This is a genomic window from Vulcanimicrobium alpinum (assembly GCF_027923555.1).
Taxonomy (GTDB): domain Bacteria; phylum Vulcanimicrobiota; class Vulcanimicrobiia; order Vulcanimicrobiales; family Vulcanimicrobiaceae; genus Vulcanimicrobium; species Vulcanimicrobium alpinum.
In genome coordinates, this window is sequence record NZ_AP025523.1 from 2,468,987 (window position 1) to 2,494,010 (window position 25,024).

The 25,024-nt window shown below is 69.1% G+C and carries 23 protein-coding genes and 1 pseudogene; 8 read left to right on the forward strand and 16 right to left on the reverse strand.

The window, feature by feature from the left end; genetic code table 11:
• Genes WPS_RS12725 through WPS_RS12740 form a run of 4 tightly spaced genes read left to right on the forward strand, consistent with a single transcriptional unit; the run spans position 1 to position 3,051 of the window.
• Entirely contained in the window at positions 1-900 is a 900-nt protein-coding gene (locus WPS_RS12725) for a ketopantoate reductase family protein (RefSeq protein WP_317994857.1), read from the forward strand.
• Positions 897-1,673 (forward strand): 3-methyl-2-oxobutanoate hydroxymethyltransferase, encoded by a 777-nt coding sequence (panB, locus tag WPS_RS12730; RefSeq protein WP_317994858.1) that lies wholly within the window; start codon positions 897-899, stop codon positions 1,671-1,673. Before WPS_RS12725 ends, panB begins: the two co-directional genes overlap by 4 nt.
• A gap of 5 nt (positions 1,674-1,678) precedes the next feature.
• A complete protein-coding gene (locus tag WPS_RS12735) occupies positions 1,679-2,515 on the forward strand; it encodes a fumarate hydratase (RefSeq protein ID WP_317994859.1) in 837 nt (278 codons plus the stop codon).
• Positions 2,512-3,051: a FumA C-terminus/TtdB family hydratase beta subunit gene (locus WPS_RS12740; RefSeq protein WP_317994860.1), complete on the forward strand. Its 540-nt coding sequence runs from the start codon at positions 2,512-2,514 to the stop codon at positions 3,049-3,051. The genes WPS_RS12735 and WPS_RS12740 overlap by 4 nt, the downstream gene beginning before the upstream one ends.
• Here WPS_RS12740 and WPS_RS12745 read toward each other — a convergent pair.
• Both WPS_RS12745 and hppD read right to left on the reverse strand, forming a co-directional pair.
• Entirely contained in the window at positions 3,048-4,208 is a 1,161-nt protein-coding gene (locus WPS_RS12745; RefSeq protein WP_317994861.1) for a homogentisate 1,2-dioxygenase, read from the reverse strand. The two genes, WPS_RS12740 and WPS_RS12745, sit on opposite strands and share 4 nt — an antisense overlap.
• A gap of 5 nt (positions 4,209-4,213) precedes the next feature.
• On the reverse strand, positions 4,214-5,332 hold the full coding sequence (gene hppD / locus WPS_RS12750) for a 4-hydroxyphenylpyruvate dioxygenase (RefSeq protein ID WP_317994862.1): 1,119 nt from the start codon (positions 5,330-5,332) through the stop codon (positions 4,214-4,216).
• Between the two features lie 84 nt (positions 5,333-5,416).
• Between hppD and WPS_RS12755 the strand changes: the two genes are divergently transcribed.
• The gene (locus tag WPS_RS12755; protein ID WP_317997544.1) at positions 5,417-5,908 is read left to right on the forward strand and encodes an Lrp/AsnC family transcriptional regulator; all 492 of its coding nucleotides are present in this window, start codon (positions 5,417-5,419) and stop codon (positions 5,906-5,908) included.
• Positions 5,909-6,029: 121 nt separating this feature from the next.
• A complete protein-coding gene (locus WPS_RS12760) occupies positions 6,030-7,112 on the forward strand; it encodes an IS5 family transposase (RefSeq protein WP_317994189.1) in 1,083 nt (360 codons plus the stop codon).
• 137 nt (positions 7,113-7,249) lie between these two features.
• On the opposite strand, the gene WPS_RS12765 is transcribed toward WPS_RS12760, so the two are convergent.
• A complete protein-coding gene (locus WPS_RS12765; RefSeq protein WP_317994863.1) occupies positions 7,250-8,443 on the reverse strand; it encodes a thiolase family protein in 1,194 nt (397 codons plus the stop codon).
• Between the two features lie 62 nt (positions 8,444-8,505).
• On the opposite strand from WPS_RS12765, the gene WPS_RS12770 reads away from it, so the two are divergent.
• Complete coding sequence (locus WPS_RS12770; RefSeq protein ID WP_317994864.1) at positions 8,506-9,750, forward strand: FAD-dependent oxidoreductase; 1,245 nt, start codon at positions 8,506-8,508, stop codon at positions 9,748-9,750.
• Between the two features lie 81 nt (positions 9,751-9,831).
• Here the strand turns inward: WPS_RS12770 and WPS_RS12775 are convergent.
• The 11 genes and pseudogenes from WPS_RS12775 to WPS_RS12825 all read right to left on the reverse strand — a co-directional run bounded on the left by WPS_RS12775 (position 9,832) and on the right by WPS_RS12825 (position 20,597).
• Positions 9,832-10,851 (reverse strand): annotated as a pseudogene (locus WPS_RS12775) (Ldh family oxidoreductase).
• Complete coding sequence (locus WPS_RS12780; RefSeq protein ID WP_317994865.1) at positions 10,848-11,957, reverse strand: Ldh family oxidoreductase; 1,110 nt, start codon at positions 11,955-11,957, stop codon at positions 10,848-10,850. Before WPS_RS12780 ends, WPS_RS12775 begins: the two are co-directional and overlap by 4 nt.
• 54 nt (positions 11,958-12,011) lie before the next feature.
• Complete coding sequence (locus tag WPS_RS12785) at positions 12,012-12,845, reverse strand: 2-oxo acid dehydrogenase subunit E2 (protein ID WP_317994866.1); 834 nt, start codon at positions 12,843-12,845, stop codon at positions 12,012-12,014.
• Positions 12,842-14,311 (reverse strand): transketolase C-terminal domain-containing protein, encoded by a 1,470-nt coding sequence (locus tag WPS_RS12790; protein ID WP_317994867.1) that lies wholly within the window; start codon positions 14,309-14,311, stop codon positions 12,842-12,844. Before WPS_RS12790 ends, WPS_RS12785 begins: the two co-directional genes overlap by 4 nt.
• Complete coding sequence (locus WPS_RS12795) at positions 14,304-15,251, reverse strand: thiamine pyrophosphate-dependent dehydrogenase E1 component subunit alpha (RefSeq protein ID WP_317994868.1); 948 nt, start codon at positions 15,249-15,251, stop codon at positions 14,304-14,306. Before WPS_RS12795 ends, WPS_RS12790 begins: the two co-directional genes overlap by 8 nt.
• Positions 15,252-15,255: 4 nt before the next feature.
• Positions 15,256-16,425, reverse strand: coding sequence for an ABC transporter substrate-binding protein (locus WPS_RS12800; protein ID WP_317994869.1), 1,170 nt, complete (start codon positions 16,423-16,425; stop codon positions 15,256-15,258).
• A gap of 89 nt (positions 16,426-16,514) precedes the next feature.
• Entirely contained in the window at positions 16,515-17,240 is a 726-nt protein-coding gene (locus WPS_RS12805; protein WP_317994870.1) for an ABC transporter ATP-binding protein, read from the reverse strand.
• The gene (locus tag WPS_RS12810; RefSeq protein WP_317994871.1) at positions 17,237-18,070 is read right to left on the reverse strand and encodes an ABC transporter ATP-binding protein; all 834 of its coding nucleotides are present in this window, start codon (positions 18,068-18,070) and stop codon (positions 17,237-17,239) included. Before WPS_RS12810 ends, WPS_RS12805 begins: the two co-directional genes overlap by 4 nt.
• On the reverse strand, positions 18,067-18,939 hold the full coding sequence (locus WPS_RS12815) for a branched-chain amino acid ABC transporter permease (protein WP_317994872.1): 873 nt from the start codon (positions 18,937-18,939) through the stop codon (positions 18,067-18,069). Before WPS_RS12815 ends, WPS_RS12810 begins: the two co-directional genes overlap by 4 nt.
• Positions 18,936-19,895 (reverse strand): branched-chain amino acid ABC transporter permease, encoded by a 960-nt coding sequence (locus WPS_RS12820; RefSeq protein WP_317994873.1) that lies wholly within the window; start codon positions 19,893-19,895, stop codon positions 18,936-18,938. Before WPS_RS12820 ends, WPS_RS12815 begins: the two co-directional genes overlap by 4 nt.
• A 63-nt stretch (positions 19,896-19,958) precedes the next feature.
• The gene (locus WPS_RS12825) at positions 19,959-20,597 is read right to left on the reverse strand and encodes a LuxR C-terminal-related transcriptional regulator (RefSeq protein ID WP_317994874.1); all 639 of its coding nucleotides are present in this window, start codon (positions 20,595-20,597) and stop codon (positions 19,959-19,961) included.
• Positions 20,598-21,267: 670 nt separating this feature from the next.
• On the opposite strand from WPS_RS12825, the gene WPS_RS12830 reads away from it, so the two are divergent.
• On the forward strand, positions 21,268-22,011 hold the full coding sequence (locus WPS_RS12830; protein WP_317994875.1) for a response regulator transcription factor: 744 nt from the start codon (positions 21,268-21,270) through the stop codon (positions 22,009-22,011).
• A 1-nt stretch (position 22,012) separates the two neighbouring features.
• On the opposite strand, the gene WPS_RS12835 is transcribed toward WPS_RS12830, so the two are convergent.
• Positions 22,013-24,148, reverse strand: coding sequence for a GumC family protein (locus WPS_RS12835; protein WP_317994876.1), 2,136 nt, complete (start codon positions 24,146-24,148; stop codon positions 22,013-22,015).
• Positions 24,148-25,023, reverse strand: a complete 876-nt coding sequence (locus WPS_RS12840) for a polysaccharide biosynthesis/export family protein (protein WP_317994877.1) — start codon at positions 25,021-25,023, stop codon at positions 24,148-24,150. Before WPS_RS12840 ends, WPS_RS12835 begins: the two co-directional genes overlap by 1 nt.
• Position 25,024: the final 1 nt, after the last annotated feature.

Sequence of the window (25,024 nt, forward strand, 5' to 3'; positions counted from 1 at the left end):
GTGAAGATCGGAATCGTCGGCGGCGGCGCGATCGGCCTGACGTTCGCCGCAGCGCTGGCGCGCGCGCACGACGTCGTCGTGCTGGTGCGGCGACCCGAGCTTGCGGCGCTGCTCGCACGCGACGGGATCGCGCTCGTGCGCGACGACGGGGTGGAGATCGTCCGCTGCTTCGCCGCAAGCGACCCCGCCGCGCTGGGCGGCCGCGACGCGCTGATCGTCGCGGTCAAGGCCTACGCGACGTCCGCCGCGCTCGCGCCGCTCGCGGGGATCCTGCCGCCGCACGCGCTCGTCGCGTCGGTGCAGAACGGGATCGACTTCGCGGCGGACGCGCGTGCCGCGCTCCCGCACGCGCGCATCGCGGCCGGCTCGACGACGCAGGGTGCGATCGGGATGGGGCCCGGACGGGTGCGGCCCGCGGGCGCCGGGACGACGGTCTTTGCGCGCGACGATGCGGCGGCGCCATCGAGCGACGCGCTCGCCGGAGCCTGCACTGCATGCGGCCTTCCCGCGACCGCGGTCGACGACATCCGGCCCGTGCTGTGGCGCAAGCTCGCGATCAACGCCGCGCTGAACCCGCTGGGGGCGCTTGCCCGGCGTTCCAACGGCGAGGTGGCGAGCGATCCCGACCTGGCGCCGCTCGCGCGGCGCGCCGCGGAGGAAGCGGCGGCGGTCGCGGCTGCGGAGGGAATCGTCCTCGACGATCCGTGGGCCGCGGTCGAAGCGGCGGCGCGCGCGACGGCGGCGAACCGCAACTCGATGCTCCAAGACCTCGACGCCGGCCGCCCGACGGAGATCGACGCGATCGCCGGCGCGCTCGTCCGGTGCGCCCACGCGCGCGCGATCCCCGTCCCGCTCACCGAGACGCTGCTGCACCTGGTCCGCGCGCGGGAGCGCGCGTGAAACCGCGGATCGGGGCCGCGGAGATCGCGGCGCGCAAAGGCAAGCCGTTCCCGGTCGTCACCGCCTACGACGCCCCGTTCGCCGGGTGCGCCGAAGCCGCGGGCATCGACGTCGTCCTGGTCGGCGATTCGCTCGGGATGGTCGTCCTCGGCTACGGCTCGACGACGCCGGTCGACGTGCACGACATGATTCGTCACGCCGGAGCCGTCGTGCGCGGAACGCAGCGCGCACACGTCATCGTCGACTTGCCGTTCGGCACGTACGAGGCATCGGACGAGCGCGCGATCGCGAACGCCGTACGGCTGATCAAAGAGGGCGGCGCGTCGTCGGTGAAGCTCGAGGGCGGCGACGCGATCGCGCCGCGCATCCGTGCGATCGTGAACGCCGGGATCCCCGTCTGCGCGCACATCGGCCTGCTCCCGCAGACCGCGGCGCTCGGTGAAGGCTTCAAAACGCGGCGCGCGCGCGAAGCGCTGGTGCGCGACGCACACGCCGTGGTGACGGCGGGCGCCTACGCGGTCGTCCTCGAGATGGTCGATCCGGCGATCGCCGCCGCGATCACGAGCGAGGTCGGGATTCCGACGATCGGGATCGGGAGCGGGCCGGACTGCGACGCGCAGGTGCTGGTGATGCACGACGTGCTCGGGCTGTACCCGAACCCGCCGAAGTTCGCGAAGGCCTACGCCGGCCTCGCCAACGACGCGACGAACGCCCTGCGCGCGTACGCCGGCGAAGTGCGCTCGGGCGCCTTCCCCGCAAGGCGCGCGGAGTGACCGGCGTGCGCGAGCTCGACGTCGCGCGGATCGCCGACGCGGTCGCGGGCGCGCTCGAAACGGCGGCGAGCCGCCTTCCCGAGGACTACCTGCGCGCGCTGGAAACCGCCGCCGATCGCGAAGCGGCACCGCTCGCGAAAGACGTGATCGCAACGCTGCTCGAGAACGCGCGTTACGCCGAGAGCGAAGCAATCCCGACCTGTCAGGACACCGGGATGGCGGTGCTGTTCGTCGAGCTCGGGCAGGACGTGCACCTCGTCGGCGGCGATCTCAACGCGGCGCTCGACGCCGGCGTGCGCCGCGCCTACGGCGAACTGCGCAAGTCGGTCGTCGCCGATCCGCTGCTGCGCGTGAACACCCGCGACAACACGCCCGCGATCGTGCACCTGAGGATGGCACCAGGCGACGGCGTGCGCATCGACGCGCTGATGAAAGGCTTCGGTGCCGAGATGATGAGCCGCAGCGGGATGCTGCCGCCGTCGGCCGGGATCGCCGGCGTGAAGACGTTCGTGCTCGACGTCGTGCGGAGCGCCGGACCCAACGCGTGTCCGCCGCTGATCGTCGGCGTGGGGATCGGCGGTTCGTTCGACACTGTCGGCGGTCACGCGAAGCACGCGCTGGTCCGCGCGCTCGGCGCCGCGAACGACGCACCGCATCTCGCCGAACTCGAACGCGACCTGCTCGCGCAGATCAACGCGCTCGGCGTCGGACCGCAGGGTCTGGGCGGCGTGACGACGGCGCTCGCGGTCCACGTCGAAGCGGCGCCGACGCACATCGCCGCGCTGCCGGTCGCAGTGAACCTCAACTGCTCGGCGCCGCGACGCGTCTCGATCGCGCTGTGAGCGTCGTCGCGCTCGAGATCGCGACACCCCTCGACGAGGAACGCGTGCGCGCACTGCGCGCCGGGGCCAAGGTGCTGATCAGCGGCCGCGTCTACGGTGCGCGCGACGCCGCGCACATGCGGATGCTGGCGATGCTCGAACGTGGCGAACCGCTGCCGATCCCGCTCGAGGGCGCCGCGATCTACTACGTCGGTCCGGCGCCGGCGAAGGCCGGTCACGCGATCGGCCCCGCCGGCCCGACGACGAGCGGACGAATGGACGGGATGACGATCCCGCTCCTCGCGCGCGGCCTGCGCGCGACGATCGGCAAAGGCTACCGCTCGCAGGAGGTGCGCGACGCGATGCAGCGCTGCGGCGCGGTCTACTTCGGCGCCGTCGGCGGCGCCGCCGCGCTCCTCGCGCGCAGCATCGTCGCGAGTCGCGTGATCGCGTTCGACGACCTCGGCACCGAAGCGATCTACGAACTCACCTTCGACGGTTTCCCCGCGATCGTCGTCAACGACGCCCAGGGCGGCGAAGCCTACGTGCGCGGCTAGACGCGCTGCGCGATCCAGCTCCGGAAGTACTGCGGGTCTTCGACGGGCGCCGCGGTTTCCGCGATGCGCAGCGGATGGAAAAGGTCGATCGCGACGGCGAGTTCGTCGGTTGCGGTCTTGCCGAGCGATGCTTCGACCGCGCCCGGCTGCGGTCCGTGCGGCGCGCCGGCGGCGTGCAGGGTGACCGAGCGTTCCTCGATCCCGCGGCGCGACATGAAGTTGCCCGAGGCGTAGTAGATGATCTCGTCGCAGTCGACCGACGAATGGTTGTACGGCGCGGGAATCGCTTCGGGATGATAATCGAACATCCGCGGCGCGAAGAGGATAAACGCGGCCCCGGGCGCGTCCCAGATCTGGTGCGACGACGGCGGCTGGTGAAGTTTCCCGGTGATCGGCGCGTACTCGTCGGCGTTGAACGCCCACGGATAGCAGTAGCCGTCCCAGCCGACGACGTCGAACGGATGGTTGGCAACGGTGTACTTCGCGTGCCGTCCCTTCGCGGTGACGCGGACGTCGAACTCACCCGTCGCGTCGACCGGATCGCGCAGTGCGGGCGCGCGAAAATCGCGTTCGTAGTAGGGCGCCCACTCCGCGAGCTGCCCGAACTCGTTGCGGAACTTCCGCGGAATCGTGATCTGCCCGGAACTCTCCGCGATCAGCAGCGCGGTGTCGCTGCGCGGCTGCAAGCGGTACGTGGTTCCCATCGGGACGTAGAGATAGTCGTGCGCGCGATACGGCAATTCGCCGAACGGTGATTGCAGCACGCCCTCGCCGCGCTGCACGAAGAGCATCTCGTCGCCGCTCGAGTTGCGGAAAAAGAACTCCATCGCATCCGTCACCTCGGCAGTCGAGATGACGAGGTCGTCGTTGCCGGCGAGCGGGACGCGCGCGTCGACGGCGTTGCCGCGGACGGTGTGGCGGCCGGTGAACCAATGCCGGTTGCGCACCGGATCGTTCGGCAGAAAGCGGACCATCGGCCGTTCCCACGGCTGGACGTCAAGCGTCGCCGTCGGCGGCCGCAGATGATACGCGAGCGAGTAGACGCTCTCGAAGCCCTTCGTCGAGATCAGCTCTTCCGCGTAGAGGCCGCCGTCGGGGTTGCGGAACTGGATGTGCCGCTTCGCCGGGAGACGGCCTTGCCGAACGTAGGACGCCATGCGGACTACAACGTCCCGCGCTTCGCCTGCTCCTGCTCGATCGACACGAACAGCGCTTTGAAGTTCCCTTTGCCGAACGACAGCGCGCCGTGCCGCTGGATGATCTCGAGGAAGAGCGTGGGGCGGTCTTGGAGCGGCTTGGTGAAGATCTGCAGCATGTAACCGCGGTCGTCGCGATCGACGAGGATGCTCAAACGCCGCAGCGCCTCGACGTCTTCCTCGATCGCCCCGACGCGCGCCGGCAATTCCTCGTAGTACGACGCCGGCGCGTCGAGCAGTTCGACGCCGTTGCGGCGCAGCGCTTCGACCGTGGCTACGATGTCGTCGGTCTGGATCGCGACGTGCTGGATCCCCGCGCCGCCGTAGTACTCGAGATACTCTTCGATCTGCGACTTCTTCTTGCCGTGCGCGGGTTCGTTGATCGGGAACTTGATGCCGCCGCCGGCCGACTGCATCACCCGCGACTTGAGCGCGGTGAACTCGGTCGAGATGTCGCGGTCGTCGAACGAGATGAGCGGCGCTAGGCCGAGCGTGCGCGTGTAGAAGTCGCACCACGCGTCCATCTCGCCCCAGCCGACGTTGGCGACGGTGTGGTCGATCCGCGTGAGCCCGACCGGCCGCGACGGGAACGTCGAGCCGTCCAGCGGGACGAAGCCCGGGAGCCACACGCCGTCGTATGCGCCGCGCTGCACGAGCGTGTGCACCGTGTCGCCGTACGTCGCGAACGTTGCGAGCACCGCCTCGCCGCGCTCGTCGCGCACGGTCTGCGGTGCGTACACCGGCGCCGCGCCGTTGGCAACGGCATGGGCGTACACGGCGACGGCGTCGTCGACGGCGATCGCGACCGCGCGGACGCCGTCGCCGTGGCGCGCGACGTGCGCGCCGATCGGACCGTGGGGTCGCAGGCTCGAGGTCAGTACCAGCCGCACGTCGTTCTGCACCAGCACGTACGAGACGGTGTCGGGGTTGCCGGTCTCCGGACCGCGATACGCGAGCGCCTCGAAGCCCAGCGCGCCGCAGTAGTAATAGGCCGCCTGCTTGGCGTTCCCGACCCACAGTTCGAGGTGATCGAAACGGAAGCCGCGGTTGTCGATCGAGGCTGGCGCCGGGAACGTCTGATGCATGCGAGTATCGTACGCCGCGGCCGCCGGGGAGGCACCGTCGCGCGCGCAATTCTATGCCAAACTATGATACCCTGGCGGCATCCTATGTCAGAGAACCTCCTCGACGAGACCGATAAGCGCATCCTTTCGGCACTCCAGCGCAATGGGCGGCTTCAGAACGTGGACCTCGCGAAGGCCGTGGGGCTGTCTCCTTCGCCGTGCTTGCGGCGCGTGAAGCGCCTGGAGGACGGCGGGTTCATCGAACGCTACGGAGCGCTGCTCGACCGCACGAAGCTCGGCTTCGGGATCACAGCGTTTCTGAGCATCGAGATCGAGCGGAACCGCAAGGCCGAGACGGAGCTGCTGCGCGATCAGCTGCGCGCGCTGCCGCAGGTCGTCGCTTGTCACATCATCACCGGCGATGCCGACTTTTTCCTCGAGATCGTCGCGCGCGACCTCGCCGGCTACTCGGCGTTCGTCCTCGACGTGCTCAACAAACTCCCCGGCATCAAGAGCATCCGGTCGAGCATCTCGCTCGAAGCGGTGAAAGCCAACGCACCCCTCCCGCTCGGCAGCGACAAACGCACGTCACGCTGAGCCCAGCGTGACATGCGCGTTAGCAGGCCGATGAAAAATCGGCCGAGTTGATGTTGGCGTGACGGCGTTTTTCGCGTATTATAAGAGCAAGTCTCCTCATACCTTGGTGAGGTTGCGGCCGATGCGGACTCATGATGAGCAGCGTGCATCCGTTTGGACGACGTTGCAGCCGGAAGACACCGTGCCCGGCGATCATCCGTTGCGCCCGATGCGCGTGATGGTCAACGAAATTCTGCGCGAACTCTCGCCGGAGTTTTCCAAGCTCTACTCCCGACGGGGCCGGCCATCGATCGCGCCGGAGAAGCTGCTGCGAGCCTTGCTGTTGCAAATGTTCTACTCGATCCGCAGCGAGCCGATGCTGCTGGAGCAGTTGCGTTACAATTTGCTCTTTCGTTGGTTCGTGGGCTTGAGCATGGACGACAAGATCTGGGACCCCTCGACGTTCAGCAAGAACCGCGATCGGTTCTTGAATGGCGAAATCTCCGAGCGGTTCTTCGCCGCCGTGGTCGAGCGGGCGCGTGCCGACGAACTGCTCTCGAACGAGCATTTCACCGTCGATGGGACGCTAATCGAGGCGTGGGCCAGCCACAAGAGCTTTCGGCCCAAGTCGGACGACGAACCGCCGACCTCGAGCGGCGGTCGCAACGAGGGCGTGAACTTTCGTGGCCGGCCGCGCAGCAACGAGACGCACGTCTCGAGTACCGATCCGGACGCGCGGTTGTACCGCAAGAGCAGCGGCGCGCCGGCGATTCTCGGCTATCTCGGACATGCTCTGATGGAGAATCGCAACGGCTTGATAGTCGGCGTGAAGACCACTCGCGCGACCGGGATCGCCGAACGCGAAGCAGCGCTGGAATTGATTCGCGGGGTCAGCGGAAGCAACCGAATCACGCTCGGCGCCGACAAGGCGTACGATACCAAAGACTTTGTCGAGGCGTTGCGAGCGCTCAACGTGACGCCGCACGTTGCTCAAAATACGACCCGTCGCCGCAGCGCGATCGACCGCCGAACCGTCCGCCATCCGGGCTACACGGTGAGTCAACGCAGGCGCAAGTTGATCGAGGAGAGCTTCGGGTGGGGCAAGACGATCGGCCGATTGCGCAAGGTGCATTTCCGCGGGCTTGATCTGGTCGGCGACATTGTGCGCTGGACGGCCGCGGCGTACAACTTGATCAGGATACGCAATCTGAGGGCCGCGACATGATGCGAAGTGATGCTGACCCGAGGGGGCGTTTTCGAGATGAACCGCTCGGCAACGGGCTTCGAGAGGTCCGCCGACCTCCCGAAAACCGTGCTGAACGGGCAGTTCGCGAACCACGCGCCGATTTTTTCACGGGGCTGTTAGAGGCGTTCGAAGATTGTGGCGATGCCTTGGCCCATGCCGATGCACATCGTGGCGAGACCGTAGCGGCCGCCGCGGCGGCGGAGTTCGTGCAGCAGCGTCGTCGCGATGCGAGCGCCGCTGCAGCCCAGCGGGTGGCCCAGCGCGATCGCGCCGCCGTTCACGTTCACGATCGCCGGATCGATCCCGAGTTCGCGGACGCACGCGACGGACTGCGCGGCGAACGCTTCGTTGAGTTCGACCAGATCGAGATCCCGTGCCGCCAGCTTCGCGCGGTCGAGGGCCTTGCGCGTCGCACCGATCGGACCGATCCCCATGACGCTCGGATCGACGCCGAACGTCGCCGACGTCACCACCCGCGCCATCGGCGTCCAGCCGTGCCGCTCGGCGGCTTCGGCGCTGCACATCAGCAGCGCGGCCGCGCCGTCGTTGAGCGGCGAGGAGTTGCCGGCAGTGACCGTCCCGTTCGCTTTGAACGCCGGCTTGAGTTTCGCGAGCGTCTCCATCGTCGTGTCGGGGCGCGGCGGCTCGTCCTGCGAAAGATCGTAGGATTTCTTGCCCGCGTCGACGTGCACCGGCGTCAGCTCGGCGGCGAAGCGGCCGGCCTCCACCGCGGTCTTGCATTTCATCTGGCTTTCGTACGCGAAACGGTCCTGCGCATCGCGCGAGATGCCGTACTGCTCGGCGACGTTCTCGGCGGTCTCTCCGAGCGAAATCGGCGGATACCATGCGGCGAGCCGCGGATTCACCATCCGGTTGCCAAGCGTCGTGTCGTGGATCTCGGGCGCGCGATCGTACGCCTTCTCGGATTTGAGGATCACGAACGGCGCGCGCGTCATCGATTCCGCACCGCCGGCAATCGCGACGTCGACGACGCCCGCGGCGATCGCATGATAGGCGGCGTTGAGCGCCTGCAGACCGCTTCCGCAGAGCCGGTTGAGCGTCGTGCCCGGGACGCTCGTCGGCAGCCCCGCGAGCAGCAGCGCCATCCGGCCCGCGTTGCGGCAGTCCTCGCCGGCCTGATTCGCGGCGCCCCAGAAGACGTCGTCGATCAGCGCGGGCTCGACGCGCGTGCGCTCCACCAGCGCGCGGATCGCGTGCGCTCCGAGGTCGTCCGGCCGCACGGACGCGAGCGCGCCTCCGTAGCGGCCCATCGGCGTGCGGAGGGCGTCGACAACAACGGCTTCGGGCATGACTCGTGGGGCTTCGCGCAGCAGGCGAGCCGGCCTTGCGGCGCGAGGGAGCGCATCGGCTGATGCGAACGGCATGCGGTGTGGAGCACGGGACGACGCACGCCGCATGCATCGCCGGCGGCGGACCGGCCGGGATGCTGCTGGGCTACTTGCTCGCCCGCGCGGGGCTCGACGTCGTCGTCCTCGAGAAGCACGGCGACTTTCTGCGCGACTTCCGCGGCGACACGGTCCACCCGTCGACGCTCGCGGTGATCGGCGAACTCGGCCTGCTCGAGCGTTTTCTGAAGATCCCGCATCAGCGCGTCGCGCGGCTCGCCGGGGTCGTCAACGGCCACCGCGTGACGATCGCCGACTTCGCGCACGTCCGGACGCGCTGCCGCTACATCGCGATGATGCCGCAGTGGGATCTGCTCAACTTCTTCGCGACGGAAGCACGCGCGTTTCCGAGCTTCCACCTTGAGATCAACGCCGAGGTGACCGGCCTGATCGCAGAAGACGGGCGTGTGATCGGCGTGCGCGTTGCGGACCCGAGCGGGAAACGCGAGATTCGCGCGGCGCTCGTCGTCGCCGCCGACGGGCGCCATTCGACGGTTCGCCGCTGCGCGGCGCTGCCGGTGCACGATCTCGGCGCCCCGATCGACGTGCTGTGGATCCGTCTGCCGAAACGGCCCGGCGATCCGTCGGAGACGCTGGGATACTTCGACGCCGGGCGCGTGCTCGTCACGATCGATCGCGGCGAGTACTTCCAGTGCGGGCTCGTGATCCCGAAAGGCGGGATCGACGCGCTGCACGCGGGCGGGATCCGGGCCGTGCGCGAGCAGATCGCAGCGCTGGCGCCGCTGCTGCGCGATCGCGTCGACGCGATCCGCGATTGGAACGACGTCAGCCTGCTCACGGTGCGGATCGATCGACTCGAACGCTGGCATCGCCCGGGGCTGCTCTGCATCGGCGACGCCGCGCACGCAATGTCGCCGATGGGCGGCGTCGGGATCAACCTCGCGATTCAAGACGCGGTCGCCGCCGCGAACCTGCTCGCCGCGCCGCTGCGCGACGGCGCCGTCTCCGACGCGCAGCTCGAGGCGGTGCAGCGCCGCCGGATGCCGGCCGTCCGGTTCACGCAAGGCCTGCAGGTCTTCGCGCAGGAGCGCGTCTTCGGGCAAGCGCCGCCGGGCGCCGTGCCTTCACGGTCGCTTCCGGCACCGCTGCGGCTGCTGCAGATGCTCCCGCTGCTGCAGGCGATCCCCGCCTACGTCGTGGGCGTGGGAGTGCGTCCCGCACGCGTGCGCACGCCGAACCGCGCGGGCTGACGCGCATCCGTCACGCGATTCGCGTCACCGCGTCGACGTCGAGCTCGCCGGCGAGGCGATCGAGGTCGTCGAGGACCGACGTCAGGATCGGGATGCCGTCGCGGCGAACGCGAGCTCGTTCTCGTGCTCGATCTCGCCGGCGACGAAGATCCGGTCCTGCCCCGGCGCGCGCGCGCCGTCCTTGATCGCGCGCAGCTCGCGGTCGATGTCGCGTTTGAACGCGGCGACGTCGCGCAGCGCGTCGACGCGCAGCGCGCCGAAGAAATGCGACGTGATCCCCGACGGCGCCGTCGGGCTCTCCGTGATCGTCAGGTCGGCGCCGAACCAGCCGGCGGCGAGGACGCCGGTAAGCAATTCCGCGAGCGCGCCGAGGCCCTAGCCCTTGTGGCCGCCGTTCTCGGTGCCGAACCCGCCGAGCGGCAGCAGCGCGCCGGTGTGGCGCGCCGCCGGATCGCCGATGGGGTTGCCGTCGGCGTCGACCGCCCACCCGGGCTTGAGCTGCAGCCCCTTGCGCTCGTAGACTTCGAGTTTGCCGTACGTCACCGTCGTGGTCGCGAAATCGAGGACGAACGGCGGCTCGTCGCCCGCGGGCACTGCGAACGCGAACGGATTCGTTCCCTGCATCTTCGTCCGTCCGAACGTCGGCACCGCAAAGTGCGCGGAGTCGGTCGAGCAGATTCCGATCATGTCGTGCGGCAGCGCCATCATCGCGTAGTAGCCGGCGATCCCGTAATGGTTCGAGTTGCGCACCGCGGCGAACGCGATCCCGCGCTCGCGCGCCTTCGCGATCGTGGCGCTCATCGCGTGATGCGATGCCGGATGCCCCAAGCCGTTGCCCGCGTCGAGCAGCAGCGACGTCGGCGTCTCTCGCACGCGCGTGTACGTCGGCCGCGGGACGATGCGGCCGTTGCGGATGCGGTCGACGTAGAACCACCGCAGTCGTGCGACGCCGTGCGATTCGATCCCGCGCCGGTCCGCGGCGACCAGCACGTCGGCGACGATGCGCGCCGCTTCGTCGTCGACGCCGACGGCGACGAGCGATGCCGCGACGAAGCGCTGCAGATCGTCCTCGCGCACGCGCGCAACGGCGGCCTCCGTCATACCGGTTCGACGACGAAGCGGTCGAGTTTCGCGATGCCCAGGCGATCGGCGAGCGCGTCTATCGTCTCCCACACCTTGGGATCGATCGGAACGCCCTCGCTGCGATACCGTTCGGTGTGCTCGCGTTCGGGATCGCCCGCGACCAGGACGCGCTCGACGCCGGGCGACGTCCGTCCCGCGCGCAGCAAGCCGAGTTGACGATCGAGATCGCGTCCGAACAGCGGCAGATCGCGGATCGCGTCGACGCGGAACGCACCGAAGAAGTTGCCGACCGTTCCGCCGTGCAGGCCGCGTTCGTCGAGCCCGAGGTCGGTCCCGAACGGTCCCCCCGAGAGCACGCCGCAGAGGATCTCGACCAGCGCGCCGAGGCCGTAGCCTTTGTGCCCGCCGTTCTCGGTGCCGTAGCCGCCCAGCGGCAGCAGCGCGCCGGTCGTCATCGCGATGCGCGGATCGCGCGTCTCGCGTCCGTCGGCGTCGACGGCCCAGCCGGGTTTGAGCTCCTTCGACTTGCGATCGCTCACTTCGAGGCGACCGAACGTCACCGCCGTCGTCGCCATGTCGAGGACGTACGGCGGCCCGTCGGCGGCGGGGATGGCTACGGCGATCGGATTCGTGCCCTGCGTCTTCTGCCGGCCGAACGTCGGCACCGCGAGATGCGTCGAGTTGGTCATCGCGAGACCGATCATCCCGCGATCGAGCGCCATCATCGCGTAGTAAGCGCCGATTCCGAAATGGTTGGAGTTGCGCAGCGTCGCCAAGCCGATCCCCGTCTGCTCCGCCTTCGCGATCGCCGCGCGCATCGCATGGATGCCGGCCGGATGGCCGAGTCCGTTGCCCGCGTCGAGCGCGATCTGCGTCGGGCTCTCGCGCAGCACGGTGTACTGCGGGCGCGCCGCGACGACGCCGGCCTCGATCCGCCGGCAGTAGAACGTGTCGAGGCGCGCGATCCCGTGCGATTCGACGCCGCGCAGATCGGCGGCGACGAGGACGTCGGCGACGTCGCGTGCGTCGCTCTGGGAGACGTCGAGTGCGGTGAGAGCGCGGACGATAAACGCCCGCTCGTCCGCCTCGTTCGCACGGATCTTCGAAGGCTCTTCACCGATCATCGCGTTCTTGCGTTCGGGACCCCGGAGCTGCGGCCCCGCCGCCGCCGGACGCCGTCAGTCGGCCCGCACGTCACGCAGCTTGCGCGCGACATCCGCAAGGACACGGTCCGCCGCGTACTCGTCGAAGCGGGCGCGGTCGTAGCAGAGCGCGAGCCAACCGCGGCCGTCGACGATCGCCCCCGGCGCGAGAATCGCTGACTCGCCGGGGGCGACGAGCGGGAACGCGAGCAGCGTCCCGGTCGCGCCGACGTTCGTGACCGTCGCGGTCGCGCCGCCGACGTCGTGCGCGGTGAGTGCGCCGCTGCGCGCGCGCGCCGCGAGGTCCGCGATCTGCGCGGCGATCGCGTCGAGCGATGCGGCGTTCGCCTGCGAGACGACGGGCACGACGAGGCCGCCGAGGATCTCGACCGCGACGCCGATGCGGTCGGCATTAAGCGCGCGGCCGAACGCGCGGACGAAGTAGGCCGTCCAGGCCCGGCCGCCGCGGTCGACGGCGGAGAGATCGATCTGCACCGCGCACGAACCTTGCGCGATCGTGGCGCGCGCTTCGGTCATGCGCTCCGCGATGCGCTTGCGCATCGCCGTCAAACCGCCCGCTTTCGTGAGCGTCGGCGGCGCGACGGGCCGCGAGACCGCGGTGTGCATGCCGGCGGGCGTCGCGTCGGCGAAGCGCGCGAGGATCTGACCGACCTCGGCGCGTTCGCCTTCGAGGACGAGAATCTCGGCGAGGATGCCGTCCTGCGGCGATTCGACGTCGGTGTTCACCTTGTCGGTCTCGACGGCGAAGAGCGGCTCGCCGCGATTCACGGCGTCGCCGGGTTTCTTGTACCAGGCAGAGACCAGGCCGTCGACGAGCGTGTCGGCGAGCTTGGGGAACTCGACGTTCATGGGCGCGTCTCCGGCCGCGCTTCGACAGGCTCAGCGTGACGCGCCTCAGCAGGACGCGATTCGCATGCGGTTTTGAAGGCGGCGAGAAAGCGGCCGACGTCGGCGCCGTCGACGGCGCGGTGGTCGACGGCGCACGTGACGAAGGCGCGGCCGTTACGGACGGCGCCGATGCGGACGGCGGCGGTGTGGCCGGGGCGGACGAACGGAACGGCGAGATCGCTGCCGCTCGCGCCGTAGTCGATCAGTGCGATCGTTCCGCCGCCGCGCGAGGGCATCGCGGGGCCGAGGTCGAGGTCGACGACGACGTCGGCGTGCTCGACGATCCCCGTCCAAGCGAACGTTGCGTTGAAGCGCGGGAACGCGCGCGCCGCCGCGACGAGCGCGTCGAGCGCGAGGCGCGTGTGCTCCGCGGGAAGGTCGACCGCGATCGTGCTCGACGCCTGCGGGATCACCGGGTCGTACGCGGGCGTTGCGCCGCCGCGCTGCGCGCGCGCCGCCGCGAGCCGCACGATCGCGTCGCGAATCGTCGCGCGATTCGGCACGATCGCGTCTTCGAGGACCTCGTCGACGGGGATTCCGGGGATATCGGGCATCGCGACGCGCACCGGCGGGACGTCGAGGACGCCGGCTTCCGCCGCGATCGCGCACAACTCCGCGCCGAGACCCATCGTCAGCGTATCTTCGTGCACGACGCACAGCCGGCGCGTCTTCGCGAGCGATGCGAGGATCGTCGCGCGATCGAGCGGGAGCAGCGTGCGCAGGTCGATCACTTCGACGTCGATCCCCTCGCCGGCGAGCGTCTGCGCCGCCGCGAGCGATTCGTGCAGCATCATCCCGTAGCTCAGCACGGTGACGTCGCTGCCCGCGCGCGCGACCGCGGCCTCGCCGATCGGGACGAGATATTCGCCCTCCGGGACGTCGCCGCGGATCGCACGATAGGTCCGCTTGTGTTCGAGAACGAGCACCGGATCGGGATCGCGGATCGCCGCGGTGAGCAGGCCCTTCGCGTCGGCCGGGGTCGACGGCGCCACGATCTTCAATCCCGGCGCGTGCGCGTAAAACGCCTCGACGCTCTGCGAATGGTACGGACCGCCGCGAAAGCCGCCGCCGTACGCGGTGCGCAAGACGAGCGGACACGTCCAATCTCCTCCGGTGCGCCACCGGATCTTCGCCGCTTCGCCAACGAGATGGTCCATCGCCGCGTGGATGAAGTCGGCGAACTGGATCTCCGCGACCGGTCGCAGGCCGCGCATCGCCATCCCGACCGCGACGCCGGCGATCCCCGTCTCGGCCATCGGCATGTCGATGACGCGCCGCGCGCCGAAGCGCGCGTGCAGCCCTTCCGTCGCGCGGAAGACGCCGCCCAGCACGCCGACGTCTTCGCCGAGGACGACCACGCACTCGTCGCGAGCCATCTCGCCGGCGAGCGCTTCGCGCACTGCCTCGACGACCGAGCGCTCACGCATACGCGTGCTCGAGGACCGTCGCCGGATCGCCGAGCGGCTGCGCTTCCGCCCACGCCGCCGCGTCGTCGGCGATCGCGGCATTTTCGGCGTCGACCGCTGCGGCCCACGCGGCGTCGACCAGCGCACGCGCGCGTACGAGCGGATCCTGCGTCGCGCGTGCCGCCTCGATCTCGCTGCGGTCGCGGTAGCGCGTGTCGTCGTCGTTCGAGGTGTTGGGCAGAAACCGGATGCACTGCGCGTCGATCAGCGTCGGGCCGGCGCCGCTGCGCGCACGCGCGATCGCCTCGGCGGCGGCGGCATGCATCGCCTCGAGGTCGCCGCCGTCGACCGCGATCCCCGGCATCCCGTAGCCGGCCGCGCGCGCCACGAGCGTCTCGGTCGCGTACTCGTCTTCGCGCCGGACCGACTGCGTCCAGCCGTTGCGGTGGACGACGAACACGCACGGAAGCCGGTGGACGGCCGCGAGGTTCATCGACTCGTGCGCTTCGCCTTTCTGCGCGCCGCCGTCGCCGAACGCGATCACGGTGACGCTGCCGTCGCCGAGCAGCTGCGAGCCCCACGCGCAGCCGACGCCGTGCGAGCAGTGGTTGGGCTGCGGTCCCTGCTGGGAGAGCACGTGCAGCGCACGCGAGCCGAAATGGGCGTAGGGCTGGCGGCCGCGCGCGTTCGGATCGGAGGGCCGCGAGAAGAAACAGAGCATCACGTCGCGCGCCGGCATCCCGAGAACGAGCAAGGCCGCAAGATCGCGGTAATGCGGCGCGAGCCAATCGACCCCGGGCTGCATCGCGAGCGCGTACCCCGTGCCGATCGCCTCGTGTCCGCTGCACGGGACTGCGAAATGCGCGCGGCCGGCCCGAGCCAGCCGCCACATCCGCTCGTCGAGCGCTCGCGCGAGCGAGAGCGCGCGATAGCCGCGCTCCCGCTCCGATCGTTCGAGCATCGCGCTACTTCGCGATCGTGAACTTTCCGCCGGCGACGCGCGTCAGGACGAGCGAGAACACCGAGAGCCCGTTGTGATCGCCGCCCGACATGCGGAACGTTCCAGTGACACCGGTGTAGTCGGTGTGCTCGAGCGCTTGGCGCAGCTTTTCACCGTCGGTCGACTTCGCGCGTTCCAGCGCCTGTTTGAGAACGTAGACGCTGTCGTATCCGAATCCGCCGAAGATGCTGACCGGCGCATCTTTGGGATAGCCGCTCTCGAACGCGGAGATGTAGTGCGTCAGCAGCTTCTTCTGCGGATCGTTCGCCGGCAGATAGCTCGCGACGTTGATCTTCGTGCTCGCGATGAACGCGCCGTCGAGCGCGGCGCCGGCCTGCTGCGGGAAGACCCCCGTCGCCGCACCGTCGGAGTAGAAGATCGGCACCGAGATGCCGAGTTCGCGATAACCCTTGATGATCACGTTCGCCGACGGCAGCGTCGTCCACGCGACGACGGCCTGCGGGTTGGCAGCTTTGATCTTCGTCAATTGCGTCGTCGCGTCGCTCGCGCGCGCGTCGATCGCTTCAGCGTCGACGACTTCAAATCCGAAGCGCTTCCCGGCGTCCTGGAAATGGGAGAGGCCCGTCTTGCCGTAGTCGTCGTTGCGGTAGATGACGGCGACCTTCGTCATCTTCTTCGCGCGCATGTACTCCTGCATCGACTGCGCGACGTGGAAGTCGGTGATCGGCATCTTGAAGATCCACTGCCGATCGGCGATCGGCTGGATCACCTGCGCGCTCGAGGCGAGCGAGACCATCGGCACCTTTGCCTGCGTCGCGAGCGGGACCATCGCCAGCGACGTTTGCGTCAGCGACGAGCCGATGATCGCGGCGACGTGCTGGTCGAGGAGCTTGCGGGTGTTGTTGACGGCGGTCGTCGCGTTCGACTCGTCGTCGAGGACCGTGACCTGCAGCGGATGCCCCTGTACGCCGCCGGCCTTGTTGATCTCGTCGACCGCCATCTGGATGCTGTCGGCTTCCGGCCGGCCGAGGGTCGCACCCGGACCGCTCTCTGAAACGGTCGCACCGATCACGTAGGGTTCCGCGGCGGCACCGGCGAGACGCGGCGGTGCCGCCGGAACGATGAGGAGCGCGGCGAGCGCGAGCATGCCGAAACGAACGACGATCCGAACCATCTGACCCTCCTTACTTTCTTGCCGTCGTGTTGGCGGGCGACGCCGCAGTTTCCGTCTGAACGCGAGGCCGCGAGCGGTCCGCGCCGCCCTCAGGGCCGCGCGGCGAGGTAGACGGAACGCGCCGAGCGCGCCAGTTCGTCGGCGGTCTCGGTCCCGACGATGCGGCCGCGCTGCATCAGATACGCGCGCGAACAGATGCGCGCCGCCAGCCGCAGGTTCTGCTCCACCAGCACGATCGTGACACCCCGCTCGGCGAGCCGCGCGAGCGCGCCGAAGTTCTCGGCGCGCACTTTCGGCGCCAGACCCAGACTCGGTTCGTCGAGCAGCAGCAGGTCGGGCTTCGCCATCAGCGCGCGACCGATTGCGACCATCTGCTGTTCGCCGCCAGAGAGCGAACCCGCGATCGTGTCGCGATAGCGCCGCAGCGCCGGAAAGAGCTCGAAGACGCCCTCGAGATCGGCGGCGAGCACGGCGCGCGGCGCCCGCCGCGCGTAGGCGCCCATCTGCAGGTTCTCGCGCACGGTGAGCGGCGCGAAGATCCCGCGCCGTTCGGGGACGAGCGCGACGCCGCGCGTCGCCAACCGCTCCGGCGAAAGCCCGGTGACGTCGGCGCCGCCGATCCGGACGCGGCCGGCTTTGGGCGGGATCAGCCCGGTGATCGACCCGACCAGCGTCGTCTTCCCGGCGCCGTTGGGACCGACGATCGCGACGGTCTCGCCGCGTTCGACCCGCAGGCTCACGTCCCACAGCACCTGCACGCGGCCGCGCAGCGTCGAAAGATGCTCGATCTCGAGCGCGGGCTCTCCATCGCTCACGGCGTCACCCTCGCTTCGCCGCCGCGATCGCCCGCCGGCGCCTCCAATTCGTCGCCGAGATACGCGTCGATCACGAGCGGAGCGGAGGCGACGGCGTCGGGTGCTCCCTCGGCGATCTTGCGTCCGTGGTCGAGCACCACGACGCGATCGGCGACGGCGAGGAGTTCGCCGACGGCGTGCTCGACGAGCAGCACCGCGACGCCGTCGGCGCGCGCGCGGCGGATCGACGCGATCACGGCGTCGACTTCGTCAGGGTTGAGCCCCGAGAGCGGCTCGTCGAGCAGCAGCACCGTCGGCTCGACCGCGAGCGCGCGCGCGAGTTCGAGCAGACGCTCTTCGCCGAACGCGAGCGATTCGGTCGCGCGCGACGCCATCGCGCCGATCCCGGCGCGCTCGAGAACGGCGTCGGCCCGTTCGCGCACCTCCGCTTCGGCGCGGCGGCGCGCCCGCAGCCCGAGGCCGCAGGGGATCAGCTCGCGCGCGGGCAGCGGCGGATACGCGCCGCCGAACGCGCGCGCGGCGAGCGCGACCTCGACCGATTCGCGCACCGTGAGCCCCCAGAACATCACCGGCGTCTGGAACGTGCGCGTGACGCCGCAGGCCGCGACCGCGTGCACCGGCTTCCCGTTCAGCGGGATCTCCCCGAGCATGACGCTCCCCGACGTGGGACGCTGGACGCCGCTGATGACGTTGAAGAGCGTCGTCTTCCCCGCACCGTTGGGCCCCATGACGCCGAGCACTTCGCCGCTGCGCGCGGTGAACGAAACGCCGTCGACGGCGAGGACGCCGCCGAAGCGCATCGAGACGTCGCGCACCTCGAGCGTGCTCACGCGCGGCGCACCGCGCGCCCGAGCAGTCCTTGCGGCCGCACGACGAGCACGAGCACGAGGATCAGAAATCCGACGCCCTCTTCCCAGCCGGTCGAGAGCAGGCCGCCGGCGACCTTCACCACGATGCCGAGCACGAAGCCGCCGACGAGCGCGCCCGGCAGGCTTTCGAGGCCGCCGAGCACCGCGGCGACGAAGCCGGCGAGACCGAGCGTGAGCCCCATGTCGTAGGTCGCGCTGGTGATCGGTGCGATCACCACCCCGCCGAGTCCGCCGATCGCGGCGGCCGCCACGAAACTCCATAGCGCGAACGTGCGCAGGGGGATCCCGAACGTCGACGCAATCGGCGGGTTCGCGACCGCGGCGCGCACCGCGGTTCCGGTGTACGTGCGGCGAAAGAACACGTAGAGCGCCGCGAAGACGACGACGTCGGTGCCGAACACCCACGACGCCTGCGGCGGGAGGACGCCGCCGAAGATCGTGAGTGCGGTGCCGCCGGTGAACGGCGTGAGGCTCAGCGGGTTGGTCCCCCACACGAAGAGCGCGAGCCCGCGCAGCGCGACGTCGAGGCCGAGCGTGATGAAGATCAGGGTGACGCCGGTCGAGGCGCGTGCGGGCCGGATCGCGGCGAGATAGCAGATCCCGCCGACCGCCGCGGCGACGGCGACCGCCAGCGCGGTTGCGGCGAACACCGGCATCCCCGCCGTCGCGAGCGACGACGCCGTCATCGCGCCGATCATCGCGAATTCGCCTTGCGCGAAGTTGATCAATCCGGTGACCTGATAGATGAGCACGAAGCCGGCCGCGATCAGCGCGTAGATCGCACCGACCTCGATCCCGGCGAGCACGTATTGCCACACCTGCGCGGTCACGCGCGCGCCGCCTCGCCGCGCGCGCCCGCGATCCCGCGCGGGAGCAGGATCAGCATCGCGATCAGGATCGCGCCAAGGAAAAACGATTGGAAGTCGCCGCGCGCGTTCGGCAGCACGATCGGGACGAACGTCTGCAGCACCTGACCGAGCACGACGACGAGGGCCGCACCAATCACCGCACCCCACAAACTGCGGATCCCGCCGATGACGGACATCAGTACGAAGTTCACCGAGAGCAGGAAGCTGAACGACGACGGATCGATGTACGAGGCCTGCGAGGCGTAGATCGCGCCGGCGATCCCGGCATACGCCGCGCTCAGGACGAACGTCTGGCGCTTGAGCCGTTCCGCGTCGACGCCGAGCGCTTCGGCGCCGAGTTCACCGGCGGAGATCGCGACCAGCGACCGTCCGAAACTCGAGCGCACCAGATTCCCGGCGAACCAGATCCCGATCGCCAGCATCGACCACGCCAAGATCGCGTAGGCGCGCTGGTCGAAGGCGAACGCGCCGATCGCGAATCCCGGGATGTCCTTGAACCCCGACGACCCGCCGATGAACTCCCACTCGTTGAAGACGACGTTGATGACGATGCCGAGCGCCAGCGTCGCGAGCGCCAGAAGGTTCTCACGCAAACGCAGCGCGACGAAGCTCAGCGCATAGGCGATCAGTGCTGCGAGCAGCGCGCCGCCGATCATCCCGAGCCACGGTGTCAGATGCGCTTTCACGGCCAGCGCCGCCGATGTATACGCGCCGATCCCGAAGAACGCCGCCTGGCCGAGCGAGACCTGTCCGGCATACCCCATGAACAGGTTGAGCCCGATCGTCACCAGCGCGTAGAGCCCGATCTGCGTCAGCAGTCCGGTGTAGTACGACGGCAGTACCCAGACCAGCGCGGCGACGACGGCGAGCACGGCCAGCGCACTGCGGCCGTAGGCGTGGGAGGGGCGGAGCAGCATCTCTCCGCCGCCTCTCTCTGGAACCGCACGTCAAACCCTGCCGGATCGCAATCCGGCGGGACGTTACGCGATGCCGTTCCGGATCGCGTAGATCGCCGCTTGGGTCCGCGCGGTGATTTGCAGCTTCGAGAAGATGCGGCTGATGTGGTTCTTCACCGTCTTCTCGGAGAGGCAGAGCCGGTCGCCGATCTCCTTGTTCGAGAGTCCGCCCGCGATGAGGCGGATGATCTCGCTCTCGCGCAGCGAGAGTTCGTCCTCGGCGGGACGCTCCGACTTGAGCCGCCGCAGCAGCCCGCCGGCGACGCGCGCGTCAAAGTACGTTTCACCGCGAGCGACGGCCTTGCACGCACGGATCAGCTCGCCCGGCGAGACGTCCTTGACGAGATAGCCGTCGACGCCGCACGCCAGGCAGCGCTGCATCGATTGCTGCTGCGCGTGAGAGGTGAGGACGACGATCCTGGTCCCCGGCGACGCGATCCGCGCCTGCGCGATGAGGTCGTCGAACTCGGCAGCGAAGTCATCCATGTCGATCAGCAGCAGATCCGGCTGATGGACCGCGATGCTGCCCTCATCGAGGGTCCGCGCGTCGCAGATCACCTCGAGCTCGCGATCGCTCGCCAGCAGATGGCACAGCGCTTTGCCGACGATGCTCTGACTCTCGACGACGATGAGACGGCAGTGCCGAGTAATGGTCGGATTCATCTCGGTCTCCCAGATAAGTGCAGATAGGGTGGGATGGGTCGGGTCGAAAGTCACAGACGGAACGCCGAACGAGGCGCTGGATCGACCGATCGGTGAGGCCAAAGGTCTTGCACCGACCGGGCACCGTTTCGTCCGGAAACATTCCGGAAACACATTGTATCCCGGATCACACGGGGTGACTATCCTAGAAAGTGGGGATTCGGGCCCGTACGTTTGGGCCGAAAGTTCCCAGATTTTTCGGTGTCGCTAGGCACAACGGCCCGAAATCGCACAGTTCCGGCAGATTCTTGATGGTCAATAGTCCCGCGCCGCTTCGTCATCCGCCCCGCGTAGAAGGGACGTCGGGGCCTGCTCGCCCGCCGTGTTTCAAAGTCCTCGGAATGCGGGACGAAAGGGCAGTCTCTGATGTGGAACTAGCAGCGTAGATCATGCGAGCGGAGCGCGCACTCATTCGCGACCATGTCGATGGTCTCAACGGCGCCGGCACGGCATTCGTCTCGATCGTCGCCGACCTCGTCCCCGTCTCGCGTTGGCGCTTCGGCCGGATCCATCTTCCGTATAACGTGGTGCAGTTCGCATGCTCGGAGCCGGACGAGGGGCCGGAGGAGTTCGAACGCTTCAGCATCGCGCACCGTGTCCTGCGTAGACGCGGCGCCGTCGGGTCTGCGATGTGGGCGATCCGCACTACCCCCACGCCGTCGCGATCTCGTTCCCGTACGCGGAAGGACGGGTCGCGGCGATCGTGCTGCTGCGCTCCGCCGAGCTCGGACCCTTCACCGATCACGAGCGGACGCTGCTCGGCGTGGCGCGCGAGATCGGCGAAGAGTGCCTGCCGCTGGGGATCACGACGTCAATGCCGTCGGCCGCGCCGAAGTCGGCGCTCTCGCGGCGCACCGCGCCCGCGATGTTCGTGCTCGATCGCGCGTACCAGGTCGTGATGGGTCCTCGCGCGCACGGCCCCTCGCCGGCGGCGCCCGACGGCGCACGCGAACGGCTGCCTCGCCTCATCGAACAGGAAGTCCGGACGATGACCTCCGCCTGGGCGGCCGATCCCCGAACGTTCGTCAACGCAACGTCCGTCTCGCTTCCGCTGCTCGTGATTCGCGCGCACTCGATGCACGGCCGCGACGGCGCATTCCTCGCCGTCACCGTCGAGAGTCTGCGCGTTCGCCAGGTCCTGCGGCGGGCGAGCGAGGCCTACACGATCACCGCCCGCGAGCTCGAGGTGCTTGCCGCGCTCCTCGACGGCTTACGCACCGAGGAGATCGCGGCGCATCTCGCGATCAGCATCTCCACGGTCAACGATCACGTCAAAAGCCTCGTCGCGCGGACGAAGTCGCAGAACCGCTCGCAGATGCTGGCACGCATCCTCGGATGGTACGGCGCCGAGCCGACGAGCAACCGCGAAGCTTAGCTCACAGCGAGCGGATGTCGCGCGGACGCGCGGGCGGCAGCGCTCCGGTCGTACCCGGGGCGATGCCGTAGGGCCCGATCGAGGACCGCACCGGCTCGACCTTGTTGAGCACGACGCCCACGACGTTGCGTACGCCCGCGTTCTGCAGCCTGCGCAGGCCGCCCGTCGCGCGCGTCGCGTCGGTCTCGCGCGACGCGACGACGTACACGGTGCCCTCCGCGCGACCGCACACCACCGCTGCGTCCATGACGGCTCCGCACGCCGGCGTATCGATCAGCACGGTCTCGTAGCGCTTCTTCGCTTCCTGCAAGAAACGCTCGAACGCCGGCGATTGGAGCAGCGCGAACGGATTCGGGACGCTCGTGCCGGCGACGATCACGTCGAGTCCGGCATGCGGCGTCGTGCGAATCGCTTCGTCGAAGGTCACCGTCCCGACGAGCAGATCGGAGAGCCCGGCCGAGCGCTTCGTGTCGAGGAGCTGGTGCACCGACGGCAAGCGCAGGTCGGCGTCGACGAGCAGAACGCGCGGCCGCAATTCGGCCATCGCGACCGCGGTCTTGAACGCGACCGACGACTTACCGCTTTCGGGATCGGCGCTCGTGAACGCGATCGTCGAGAGCGGTTCGCTGGACGCGTAGCGCAGCGAGGTGACGAGCTGCAGCACGGCGTCGACCATCGTGACCTCGAGCCACCCCGGCCGGCTCGCACGATCGGGAAGCTGCGGGATCGAACTGAGCACCGGGAGGCCGAGCCGCTCCGCGACGTCGCGTTCGGTGCGAATCCGCCCGTCGAGCCGATCGACGACGAAGACCGTCGTCAATCCGATGATCAGCGCCAGGAGTGCGCCGATCGTCATGACGACCAGCGCGTTCGGCGCGACTTCCGCCTGCGCCGCCGAAGCGCGCGCGATGACCGAGACGTCGCTGAGCGTCGTCGTGCTCGCGATGTTCTCTTGGCTCAGCTTCTGCTCCAGGGCGTTGTACACGTCCTCGTCGAGTTTGACCTGGCGCTTGAGGGCGAGCAGTTTCGCGGCTTCCTTCGGCAGCGCACGCAGCGCCGGCATCGCTCCGGCGTGCTGCGCGCGAAGCACGTTCAGCTGGGCCGCATCCGCGGCGATCTGAGCGCTGAGGGTCGCCGCCGTCTGCGTCAACGTCTGCCGCACCGGATTCACGATAGTGGAGGTCTGCGCGACGACGGTCGCAGGCGTCTTGGCGAGCTCGCGCCGGATCTGCGCGTCCTGCGTCTGGAGCGCCTTCACGGTTGGATGCTCGTCGGTATACTGAGCGCGGGCGTTCTGAAGCTGCACGTCGGTTTGCGCGAGCTGCGTCTGCAGCTGGACGACGGCCGGGTTCTGCGCGACTTGATTGCCGCCGCCGATCGTCTCGGTCGTTCCGCCGAGCTCCTGACGAACGACGGCCAACTGTGCCGCGGCTTGTTTCTGGTCGACCTCGGTCGCGGCGATTTTTCGCTCGGTATCGGAAATCGCCGCGATCGTGCTCTGCGTCTGGGCGTCGGCATCCGCAAGGCCGTACTTCGCTTGGAAGGTCGCGAGCATCGCCGCGCTGCGACCGAGCTTCGCCTTCGCTTCCGGGAGCTGCTCGGTGATGAACGCCGCCGCGGATTCGGCTTGCGAAACGACGAGGTCGCGGCGCAGCGCAACGAACGAGTCGGCGAGGGCGTTCGCGATCCGCGCCGAGTCCGCCGCATCGTGCCACGAGACGCCGACGTCGACGATCGCAGTGTTCGTGCGCGGGTGCACGGCGATGTGCCGCGCGAGACGCGCCGTCGTCACCGGGAGGTGCGCGCTGCGGATCGTGCGCTCGAGGACCGGTTCCTCGCGCAGCATCTCGGCGTAGGTTTCCGCCGTTTGTCCTTTCGACGCGTCGAGGATCGCGTTGAGCACCGGCAGGATCGTCTGCTGCGAATCGCCCGTCGCCGTTCTCCCGGCGATCAGCTGCACGTGAGTCGTGTACGACTTCGGTACGAGGAGCACGACGGCTACGGTTGCGATCAGAATCGCCGCTATCGTCGCCGCGAACAGTTTGCCGCGGCGGCGCAGAACGTCCAGCGCCGAGCGACGCGGCGGCCCGTTCGAGACGACGATGCGATCGCTGGTGGGAAGCGCGAGGGTATCCATCAAAATGGCAACCCGACCAGCCGGCGGATCGTGCCGAACAGCAATCCGAAGCCGTCGACCTTCTTCTTCGTTTCCGGGATGAAGATCACGTCATCGGGCGCGAGGACGAGATCCGAGCTCAAGTCGCCGTCCTGCAGCGCGTGGTACAGGTTTACCTCCGTAACCGTCGGCGGGCCGCCTGGTGCGCGCCTCGTCACGCGGATATGATTGAGATCGGCGTTGGCGCTCGAACTGTTGCCGGCTTTCGCAACGGCGATCGCGAGGCGATCGCCTTCGTTCACATCGACATCGCCGGGATGGTCAACCGCCCCCAGTACGCGCACGCGAATCGTCGCGGGCGCCGGCACGTACACTGCCGAGGCGTTCTGTAGGCGGACATCCGAAGTGACGTCTCCCTTTCGCAACAGCCCCTCGAGAGAAACTTCATGGATCTGATCGCCGACGGAGACGCGCGCGACCGGGAGCGGCCCGCTGGTGGGGCCAATCCCTCCTGCCGCTGCCAAAGCATCACTCAGGCGACCGCCGGGCTGAATCGTGTAGCGTCCGGGGGCCTTCACGTTTCCGAGAACGAGCACCGTGTAGGCGGCCTCGGTCTTGATCCCGACCGCGACGTTGGGCTCGCGCACGTACCGCTTGAGGCTGGCGGCTATCAGCGTCGAGGCCTGCGTGGTCGACATCCCGCGCACGACGAGCCGGCCGACGAGCGGGAGGCTGATGCTCCCGTCGGGTGCGACGGTGAGCTGCTGCGAGAGCGCCGTCTCGCCGAACACCTGCACGTCGAGCACGTCGCCGGGCGCGATGGCGGTATCGGCGAGCGCGCAGCGCGCACCGAGCAGGATGGTGAGCGCGAAAAGCGCGCTGATGAATCGTCGCATG

Bases quoted from the DNA above. Each gene is read 5' to 3' on its own strand.
- WPS_RS12745 (WP_317994861.1), bottom strand. From the start codon at position 4,208: ATGGCGTCCTACGTTCGGCAAGGCCGTCTCCCGGCGAAGCGGCACATC.
- hppD (WP_317994862.1), bottom strand. From the start codon at position 5,332: ATGCATCAGACGTTCCCGGCGCCAGCCTCGATCGACAACCGCGGCTTC.
- WPS_RS12755 (WP_317997544.1), top strand. From the start codon at position 5,417: ATGTCAGAGAACCTCCTCGACGAGACCGATAAGCGCATCCTTTCGGCA.
- WPS_RS12760 (WP_317994189.1), top strand. From the start codon at position 6,030: ATGCGGACTCATGATGAGCAGCGTGCATCCGTTTGGACGACGTTGCAG.
- WPS_RS12765 (WP_317994863.1), bottom strand. From the start codon at position 8,443: ATGCCCGAAGCCGTTGTTGTCGACGCCCTCCGCACGCCGATGGGCCGC.
- WPS_RS12770 (WP_317994864.1), top strand. From the start codon at position 8,506: ATGCGAACGGCATGCGGTGTGGAGCACGGGACGACGCACGCCGCATGC.
- WPS_RS12780 (WP_317994865.1), bottom strand. From the start codon at position 11,957: ATGATCGGTGAAGAGCCTTCGAAGATCCGTGCGAACGAGGCGGACGAG.
- WPS_RS12785 (WP_317994866.1), bottom strand. From the start codon at position 12,845: ATGAACGTCGAGTTCCCCAAGCTCGCCGACACGCTCGTCGACGGCCTG.
- WPS_RS12790 (WP_317994867.1), bottom strand. From the start codon at position 14,311: ATGCGTGAGCGCTCGGTCGTCGAGGCAGTGCGCGAAGCGCTCGCCGGC.
- WPS_RS12795 (WP_317994868.1), bottom strand. From the start codon at position 15,251: ATGCTCGAACGATCGGAGCGGGAGCGCGGCTATCGCGCGCTCTCGCTC.
- WPS_RS12800 (WP_317994869.1), bottom strand. From the start codon at position 16,425: ATGGTTCGGATCGTCGTTCGTTTCGGCATGCTCGCGCTCGCCGCGCTC.
- WPS_RS12820 (WP_317994873.1), bottom strand. From the start codon at position 19,895: ATGCTGCTCCGCCCCTCCCACGCCTACGGCCGCAGTGCGCTGGCCGTG.
- WPS_RS12825 (WP_317994874.1), bottom strand. From the start codon at position 20,597: ATGAATCCGACCATTACTCGGCACTGCCGTCTCATCGTCGTCGAGAGT.
- WPS_RS12835 (WP_317994876.1), bottom strand. From the start codon at position 24,148: ATGGATACCCTCGCGCTTCCCACCAGCGATCGCATCGTCGTCTCGAAC.
- WPS_RS12840 (WP_317994877.1), bottom strand. From the start codon at position 25,023: ATGCGACGATTCATCAGCGCGCTTTTCGCGCTCACCATCCTGCTCGGT.